This is a genomic window from Mycobacterium sp., assembly GCF_032162605.1.
Classification (GTDB): Bacteria; Actinomycetota; Actinomycetes; order Mycobacteriales; family Mycobacteriaceae; genus Mycobacterium.
The window spans coordinates 1-8,608 of the sequence record NZ_JAVROT010000591.1 but is presented as its reverse complement, the minus strand read 5'-3'; the positions used below and the strand labels follow the sequence as shown (position 1 = coordinate 8,608).

Genomic DNA, 8,608 nt, shown 5'->3' with positions numbered 1-8,608 from the left:
AGATCGTCGACGCCTACTATCCGCTGGGCTGGCAGATGGCGTGCCACGTGCAGGGCGACGCCGGGGTTGACACCATTCTCGACGTGTATGAGCAAGCGCTGCAAGCGAACCCGCGCGACGATCACCGGCTGCGGCTCGAACACGTCGGCGCCATCTCGAATGCGCAGTTGCAGCGCGCCCACGCCATGGGCGTCACGTGCAGCATCTTCGTCGACCAGCTCCACTACTGGGGGGACATCCTCGTCGACGGACTCTTCGGCCAAGAGCACGGTTCGCGGTGGATGCCCGCCGGGTCGGCCGCGGCCACCGGGATGCGCATCTCGTTGCACAACGATCCGCCCGTCACGCCAGAGGAACCGCTGCGCAACATCAGCGTCGCGGCCACCCGCATCGCGCCAAGTGGCAAGGTGTTGGCCCCGGAGGAGCGGCTGACGGTCGAGCAGGCCATCCGCGCGCAGACGCTGGACGCGGCGTGGCAGTTGTTCTCCGACGACGTCATCGGCTCGCTGGAGGTGGGCAAGTACGCAGACCTCGTGGTGCTCTCCGCGGACCCGAGGTCGGTGCCGCCCGAGGACATCGCGGACCTGGAGGTGCGCGCGACCTACCTCGCGGGTCGTCGCGTGTTTGCCAAATCCGACTGACGGTGGCCTTCGTCGTGGCACGCTCGCAACATGTCCGACCTGCCTGATCCCCGATACCTCGACGAGCGCACGGCCCACTGGGCGCAGACCCAACCCGACGCGGAAGCCGTCATCTATTTCGAGCGCAGGTGGACGTGGGCGCAGTGGGACGACCGCATCCGCAGGCTCGCGGGCGCACTGGCCGAACGAGGCGTCAAGCGCGGCGACGTCGTCGCCTTCCTCGACAAGAACCACCCCGCCTGCCTGGAGCTGACGCTCGCTGCCGCCTCGCTCGGGGCGGCCAGCGCGATCATCAACTTCAGGCTCGCCGCCGACGAAATGGAATACGTCCTCAACGATTCCGGCGCCAAGCTGCTGGTCGTCGGTGCCGACCTCAAGCCGTCGATCGACAAGATTCGCGACAAGCTGGGAGGCGTCGAACACGTCATCGAGCTGACCCCCAATGGGGACGACGGCGACGAGTACGAGGCGATGCTCGAAGCGGCAACGCCGGTCGACCGCTCGCCTGAGGTCGAATCTGACGACGTCTGCATCATCATGTACTCGTCTGGCACCACCGGGCGGCCCAAGGGCGTGGCGCTGACCCACGCCAATCTCATCGCGCACACGGTCAACGGGCAGGAGGGCTTCGAGTTCGACGAGGGTGACAAGAACATGGTGTCGATGCCCCTGTTCCACGTCGGCGGTTCGTCCTACGCCCAACTGGGCATCCACAACGGGGTACCGAGCATCGTGACGCGCGACGTCGACGGCGCGGCTCTGGCGGGGGCGATCCTGAAGGGCGCCAACCGCACGTTCCTGGTGCCCGCCGTATTGGCGAAGGTGCTGGATTCGGGGGAGGACGCCGTCAAACTGTTCGGCGCCCTCAAGACGTACTCCTACGGCGCGTCCCCGATGCCGTTGCCGTTGCTGCGTGCGGCTCTGGAGGCCTGGCCGAACACCGACTTCATCCAGGCCTACGGGCTCACCGAACTCTGCGGCGTCATAAGCCACCTTTTGCCGGATGCGCATCGCGACACCGAGCATCCCGAGAGGCTCTCCAGCGCAGGGACGTTGGTGCCCAACGCCGAGGTGCGGGTGGTCGACCCCGACACGTGCGAGGAGGTGGCCGCCGGCAAGCAGGGCGAATTGTGGTTCCGGTCACCGCAATTGATGAAGGGCTACCTCAACCGCCCCGACGCGACGTCCGAGGCGATCACCGAGGACGGGTGGTTCCGCACGGGCGACATCGGCAGGGTCGACGAGGACGGCTACATCTTCGTCGAAGACCGGCTCAAGGACATGATCATCTCCGGCGGCGAGAACATCTACTCGATCGAAGTGGAGCGCGTGCTGGCCGAACACCCGGCCGTGGCGGAGGTGGCCGTGATCGGCGTCCCCGACGAAAAGTGGGGCGAGTCGGTGAAGGCGGTCGTCGCGCTCGAGGGCGAGGTCTCGGACAAGGACCTGATCGCTTGGGCGCGTGAGCATCTGGCCGCCTACAAGTGCCCGAAGACCGTCGACGTCGTCGATGCGCTGCCGCGCAACCCCACGGGCAAGATCATGAAGAAGGATCTGCGCAAGCAGTACTGGGAGGGGCGCGACCGGGCGACCGTCTGACGGGGCAGGATGGACACGTGACGCCTGCCCTGGACGACCTGCTCGACCGTCTGCACGTCGTCGCTCTGCCGATGCGGGTTCGCTTCCGCGGTATCGACGTTCGGGAGGTCGCGCTGTTCGACGGCCCCGCGGGCTGGGGTGAGTTCGGCGCCTTCGGAGAGTACGGCCCCGCCGAGGCCGCGCACTGGCTGGCGTCGGGCGTCGAGGCGGCGTACGTTGAACCGCCGTCACCCTTGCGCGACTGGATCCCGATCAACGCGACGGTGCCCGCGGTCCCGGCGTCGCAAGTGCCCGAGGTCCTGGCCCGCTTTCCCGGCGCGCGCACGGCCAAGGTGAAGGTCGCCGAGCCGGGCCAGACGCTGGCCGACGACGTCGCCAGGGTGAACGCGGTGCGCGAGTTGGTTCCCGTGGTGCGGGTGGACGCCAATGGCGGCTGGACCGTCGCCGACGCTGCCGCCGCCTGCGCGGCGCTGACCGCGGACGGACCGCTGGAGTACCTCGAACAGCCCTGCGCGACGGTGCCGGAACTGGCGGAGCTGCGCCGTCTCGTCGACGTGCCGGTGGCCGCGGACGAGAGCATCCGCAAGGCCGACGACCCGCTCTTCGTCATGCGGTCGAAGGCGGCCGACGTCGCGGTGGTGAAGGTCGCGCCGCTCGGTGGAGTGACGCGGCTGCTGGCCATCGCAAGGCAGATCGACATCCCCATCGTCGTGTCCAGCGCCCTGGATTCCGCCGTCGGCATGTCGAGGGGGCTGCTGGCCGCCGCGTGCCTGCCCGAACTTCGATACGCCTGCGGGCTTGGCACCGGGGGACTGTTCGTCGAGGACGTCACCGAGCCGGTCGTCCCCGACGACGGCAGGCTGCGCGTCGGGCCCGTCGTCCCAGACCCCGCACGGCTGTCGGCGCTGGCCGCCGTGCCCGTGCGGCGGCAGTGGTGGGTCGACCGGATCAGGGCGTGCCACCCATTGATCTTGTAGCCGCGTATTGGCACACTGAAGCCTGGGATTTGACTGGGGGGTCAAAATGGGTGGATTTCGTGTCGGTCTGATGGATGGGCTCGTCGCAGCGCGGCCTGCGGTGGACAGTTTCACGAGGGCGTCGTATCTCGGGGCGGTGGCGAGTCGCGTCGACTCGTTCTGGGTCCCCGATCACCTGAATTCGCTGTTTCCGCGTTCGTTGTGGCAACCGAAGTACTGCGGCGCGGCGAAGATCCTGCCGACCGCGGACGCATATCTGGAGCCGTGGACGATGCTCGGCCACCTCGCCGCGCGCAATCGCGTGGCTCGGTTGCGTCTCGGCGTCGGCGTCACCGACACAGGTCGGCGCAATCCGGCCGTCACCGCGCAGGCCGCCGCGACCCTGCATCTCCTCACCAAGGGGCGGGCCATTCTTGGCATCGGTACCGGCGAGCGCGAAGGCAACGAACCCTACGGAGTCGACTGGTCCAAACCGGTGGCGCGGTTCGAGGAGGCCATGGCCACCATCCGTGCACTTTGGGACTCCAAAGGCCAATTGGTCAATCGCGATTCGCCGTACTTCCCATTGCGCAACGCGCTGTTCGACCTGCCGCCCTACCGCGGCCAGTGGCCCGAGATTTGGATCGCCGCCCACGGGCCCCGCATGCTGCGCGCCGCCGGGCGCTACGCCGACGGCTTCTTCCCTGCCCTCCCGCATTCGCCGCAGGAGTACGCGCGACGGCTGGGGGTGGTGCGCACCGCCGCTTCGGACGCGGGCCGCGATCCCATGGCCATCACGCCCGCCATGTGGATTCCCGTTGTGACCGGTCGCAGTCGCAGCGAGGTCGACGAGGCGCTTGGGTCGGAAATGATCAGGGCGGGCGGGTTGCTGGCGTCCGACGAGTTCTACGCCATGCACGGTGCGCAGCATCCACTTGGCGTCGGATTCGGTGGCGCGCAGGACATCCTCCCGCAGGACATGGACGAGCAGACGGTGTTGTCGCACATCAAGGGCGTTCCGGACAGCGTCATTCGTGAGATGGTCCTCAACGGCACACCGGACGAAGTCGTCGAACAAGCCTCCGCATGGCGTGACCAGGGTCTTCGCTACATCGTGCTGGCCAACATGACCCCGATGCAGCGCAGCCTGCGCAACGCCATGGCCGCGATGCCCGCGTTCACCAGGATCGTGCACCGGCTCAAGAAACTCTGATGTCCTGATCCGAGGGGTGCATGGCATGGACGCCATGGCGGCGGTCCCCAACACTGGGTGGTGTGAAGCGGTCGGTGGTGCTCGTCGGGTTCCAGGGTGTGCAAGCCCTCGACCTGGTCGGCCCGTTCGAGGTCTTCACCGGTGCCACGCTGTGCCTTGCCGGACAGGGTCGTCACGACGACGGCTACGAGGTGACGATCGTCTCCGCCGACGGGCAGTCCGCCAAGACGGGCACCGGGCTGGAAATCGTGGCGAGACCGCTGCCGGACCCGACGCAGGCATGCGACACGGTCGTGCTGCCCGGAGGCTTCGGCACCGATGCGGCGCGGCGCGACTCCGAGCTCATCGGGTGGATCCGGGCGGCCGCGCCCAACGCCCGCAGGGTCGTCAGCGTGTGCACGGGCGCGTTCCTGGCCGCACAGGCCGGTCTCCTCGACGGTTGCCGCGCGACCACGCACTGGGCGTATGCCAGCCAGCTGGCAGCCGAATTCCCCTCCATCACAGTGGATCCCGAGCCCATCTTCCTGCGGAGCTCGCCAAAGACGTGGACGGCGGCCGGTGTCACGGCGGGCATCGACCTCGGCTTGTCGCTCGTCGAGGACGACTACGGCACCGAGGTCGCGCAGACGGTGGCCCGCTGGTTGGTGCTTTACCTCCGCAGGCCCGGCGGGCAGACGCAGTTCGCCGCGCCGGTGTGGATGCCGCGGGCCAAGCGCGCACCGATCCGGAGCGTGCAGGAGGCCATCGAAACCGAACCCGCTGGGCCACACAGCGTCTCCGATCTCGCCCGCCGTGCGGCCATGAGTCCCCGCCACTTCACCCGCGTGTTCACCGACGAGGTGGGCGAAGCGCCGGGGACGTACGTCGAGCGGGTGCGCACCGAAGCGGCGCGCAGGCAGCTCGAGGAGACCGACGACACCGTCACCGCCATCGCCGGGCGGTACGGCTTCGGCACGGCGGAAACCATGCGGCGCAACTTCGTTCGACGCATGGGCATCTCGCCCGACCAGTACCGCAAGACGTTCGCCTAGAGGAGTCATCATGCAGATCGCCATCGTGCTGTACCCCGGCTTCACCGCCCTGGACTTCATCGGCCCCTACGAGGTGCTGCACAACCTGCCCGACGCGGACGTCCGCTTCGTGTGGCACGAGCCGGGGCCAGTCACCGCGGACTCCGGCACGCTCGTCGTCGGCGCCACGCACTCGTTCGACGAAACACCGTCGCCCGACGTCGTCCTCGTACCGGGCGGGATGACGACCTTCGAGCACGCCCGCGACGAGAAGCTCCTCGCGTGGGTGCGTCAGGTTCACGCCAGCGCGACGTGGACGGCGTCGGTGTGTTCCGGATCGGTGATCCTGGCCGCCGCCGGTCTGCTCGAGGGCAAGCGCGCGACGTCGCACTGGATGGCCGTGCCGACGTTGAAGGCGTTCGGCGTGACACCGGTGAGCGATGAGCGGATCGTCTTCTCGGAGAGCTCATCGGAAAACAAGATCGTGACGGGCGCCGGCGTCTCCGCGGGCATCGACCTAGGGATGTGGCTGGCCGGCCAGATCGGCGGCGAGGCCAAGGCCAGGGCCATCCAGTTGGCCATCGAATACGACCCGCAGCCGCCGTTCGACTCCGGCCACCTGTCCAAGGCGTCGGCGGCCACCAAGGCCTCTGCCACCGCGATGTTGTCGAAGGACCTGATGAAGCCGGCGCAGTTGAAGGCCACCACGCTGCTGCTGTGGGACCAGGCGATCCGCGCGGCCCGAGGCCGCGGCAGGAAGCGTCGCGAACCCACGCCGTCGCACTAGCGAAGCCGGCGGCTCTCTCCGGCGATCTACGACCTGGACGCTATGGCCATTTTTCTGCACCACGGTCGTGATTCGTGGCCTCGTCCACCGATCAACGACCATGGCGCAGAAAACGCGCATGGGACGTCGTTCGGGTCGGTGTCCGGGCTCCGGTTCAGCGCCGTTGGGACACCTCGAATCGCTGCAAGTAGGGTCGGCTGGGTGAATCTGGCGTACGACGACCGCGGCTCGGGGGAGCCCGTCCTGTTCATCGCGGGCCAGGGAGGCGCAGGCCGAACGTGGCACCTGCACCAGGTTCCGGCGTTCCAGCGGGCGGGCTATCGGGTGATCACATTCGACAATCGCGGCATCGGCGCCACTGAGAAGGCCCAGGGCTTCACCACCGAGCAGGTGGTCTTCGACACCGCGAAGCTCATCGAGAAGCTCGACGCCGGCCCGGTCCGGATCGTCTCGGTGTCGATGGGATCGTTCATCGCCCAGGAGCTGATGCTGGCCCGGCCCGACCTGGTGTCCGCGGCGGCGCTGATGGCCACCCGTGGGCGGGAGGACTACACGCGCGACTTCTTCCGCTCCGCGGAGTTCGAACTCCGTGAGGCAGGGGTCGAGCTCCCCCCGAAATTCGGCGCGAAGGTGCGACTGCTGGAGAACTTCTCGCCGAAGACGCTGAACGACGAGCAAGCCGTTCGCGACTGGATCGACATGTTCACCGTGTGGCCGGTCAAGCCGACCCCCGGGTTGCGCAGCCAGCTCAGAATCTCGCCGGAGGGCAATCGGCTGCCTGCTTACCAGAACATCACGGCGCCGGTCATGGTGATCGGGTTCGCCGACGACCTGGTGCTGCCACCGCACCTCGGTCGGGAGGTCGCCGACGCCTTGCCGAACGGCCGCTACCTGCAGATACCCGATACGGGGCACCTCGGATTCCTCGAGCGGCCGGACGCCGTGAACGCCGCCGTGCTCGAATTCTTCGGCGCAGGAGTATGACACAGTTGTTTACGTGGCGGAACGCTTGAACCCTTCGACGACACAGGCGCGCATCGTCGTCGACGAACTCATTCGCGGTGGTGTCCGCGACGTCGTCCTGTGCCCGGGTTCTCGCAATGCACCGCTGGCGTTCGCTCTGCACGACGCCGACCGTGCCGGGCGCCTTCGGCTGCACGTCCGCATCGACGAGCGCACCGCGGGATACCTTGCGATCGGGCTGGCGGTCGCTGCGGGCTCGCCCGTCTGTGTGGCCATGACGTCGGGCACGGCCGTGGCCAACCTGGGGCCCGCCGTCGCCGAGGCCAATTACGCCCGCGTGCCGTTGGTAGTGCTCAGCGCCAACCGGCCCTACGATCTGCTCGGCACCGGTGCCAACCAGACGATGGAGCAGCTCGGCTACTTCGGCGCCCAGGTTCGCGCCACCATCAGCCTCGGATTGGCCGAGGGGGCCTCCGAGAAGATGGCCGCCCTCAATGCGCAGTGGCGCTCCGCGACGTGCCGAGTTCTCGCGGCCGCCACGGGTTCTCGCACGGCCAACGCGGGTCCGGTGCAGTTCGACATACCGTTGCGCGACCCGTTGGTGCCCGGCGTGGACGGCACGGGTGACTACGCCCCTGCAGGCAGGCCAGGCGGCCGTCCGTGGACCTACACGCCGCCGGTGACCTTCGATCAGCCGCTGGACATCGACCTCACCCCGGACACCGTCGTGATCGCCGGGCACGGCGCAGGCGTACACCCGAACCTGGCCGGGCTGCCGACCGTCGCCGAGCCGACCGCGCCACCGGCAGCGAACCCGCTGCACCCGCTGGCGCTGTCGACGCTCAGGCCCCAGCAGGTCATCATGCTGGGCCGCCCGACGCTGCACCGGCCGGTGTCGACGCTGCTGGCCGACCCGTCGGTGCCGGTCTTCGCGCTCACCACCGGCCCGCGCTGGCCGGACGTGTCAGGCAACTCGCAGGCCACCGGTACCCGCGCGGTGACCGCAGGGACGCCCGATCCGGCGTGGCTGCGCCGCTGCGCCGACGCCAACGCCCACGCCGTCGAGGCGGTGCGCGTCCAACTGAAGGCGCATCCCCTGACGACGGGCCTGCACGTGGCGGCGGCGGTCGCCGACGAGCTGCGCGACGGTGATCAGCTGGTCCTGGGAGCGTCCAATCCCGTGCGCGACGCAGCGCTGGTCGGTCTGAACGCCAAGGGCATCCAGGTGCGCTCCAACCGCGGGGTCGCGGGGATCGACGGTACGGTGTCGACGGCGATCGGCGCAGCGCTGGCCCACGAGCGCTCCGGCGGCGACCATGTTCCGCGCACGATCGCACTGATCGGCGATCTGACCTTCGTCCACGACAGCTCCGGTCTGTTGATCGGGCCCACCGAGCCGACGCCCAAGAGCCTCACCATCGTGGTGTCCAACGACAACG

The 8,608-nt window shown here is 68.6% G+C and carries 8 protein-coding genes; all 8 read left to right on the top strand.

Translation table 11 applies throughout. From position 1 onward, the window contains the following. Positions 1-641: amidohydrolase (locus QOI01_RS33210; protein ID WP_526387998.1), on the top strand; the 641-nt coding region annotated here is incomplete at its 5' end. Positions 642-671: 30 nt separating this feature from the next. Then, on the top strand, positions 672-2,240 hold the full coding sequence (locus tag QOI01_RS33205; protein WP_526387996.1) for a long-chain-fatty-acid--CoA ligase: 1,569 nt from the start codon (positions 672-674) through the stop codon (positions 2,238-2,240). Between the two features lie 17 nt (positions 2,241-2,257). After that, on the top strand, positions 2,258-3,217 hold the full coding sequence (locus QOI01_RS33200; protein ID WP_526387994.1) for an o-succinylbenzoate synthase: 960 nt from the start codon (positions 2,258-2,260) through the stop codon (positions 3,215-3,217). Between the two features lie 46 nt (positions 3,218-3,263). Next, positions 3,264-4,409, top strand: a complete 1,146-nt coding sequence (locus QOI01_RS33195) for an LLM class flavin-dependent oxidoreductase (RefSeq protein WP_526387992.1) — start codon at positions 3,264-3,266, stop codon at positions 4,407-4,409. Between the two features lie 20 nt (positions 4,410-4,429). Continuing rightward, positions 4,430-5,440 (top strand): GlxA family transcriptional regulator, encoded by a 1,011-nt coding sequence (locus tag QOI01_RS33190; RefSeq protein ID WP_526387990.1) that lies wholly within the window; start codon positions 4,430-4,432, stop codon positions 5,438-5,440. Between the two features lie 7 nt (positions 5,441-5,447). Next, the gene (locus QOI01_RS33185; RefSeq protein WP_526388002.1) at positions 5,448-6,206 is read left to right on the top strand and encodes a DJ-1/PfpI family protein; all 759 of its coding nucleotides are present in this window, start codon (positions 5,448-5,450) and stop codon (positions 6,204-6,206) included. Between the two features lie 201 nt (positions 6,207-6,407). Further along, entirely contained in the window at positions 6,408-7,190 is a 783-nt protein-coding gene (locus tag QOI01_RS33180) for an alpha/beta fold hydrolase (protein WP_526387988.1), read from the top strand. Positions 7,191-7,215: 25 nt separating this feature from the next. After that, positions 7,216-8,608, top strand: a 1,393-nt coding sequence (gene menD, locus QOI01_RS33175; protein ID WP_526388000.1) for a 2-succinyl-5-enolpyruvyl-6-hydroxy-3-cyclohexene-1-carboxylic-acid synthase, incomplete at its 3' end; no start/stop codon positions are given.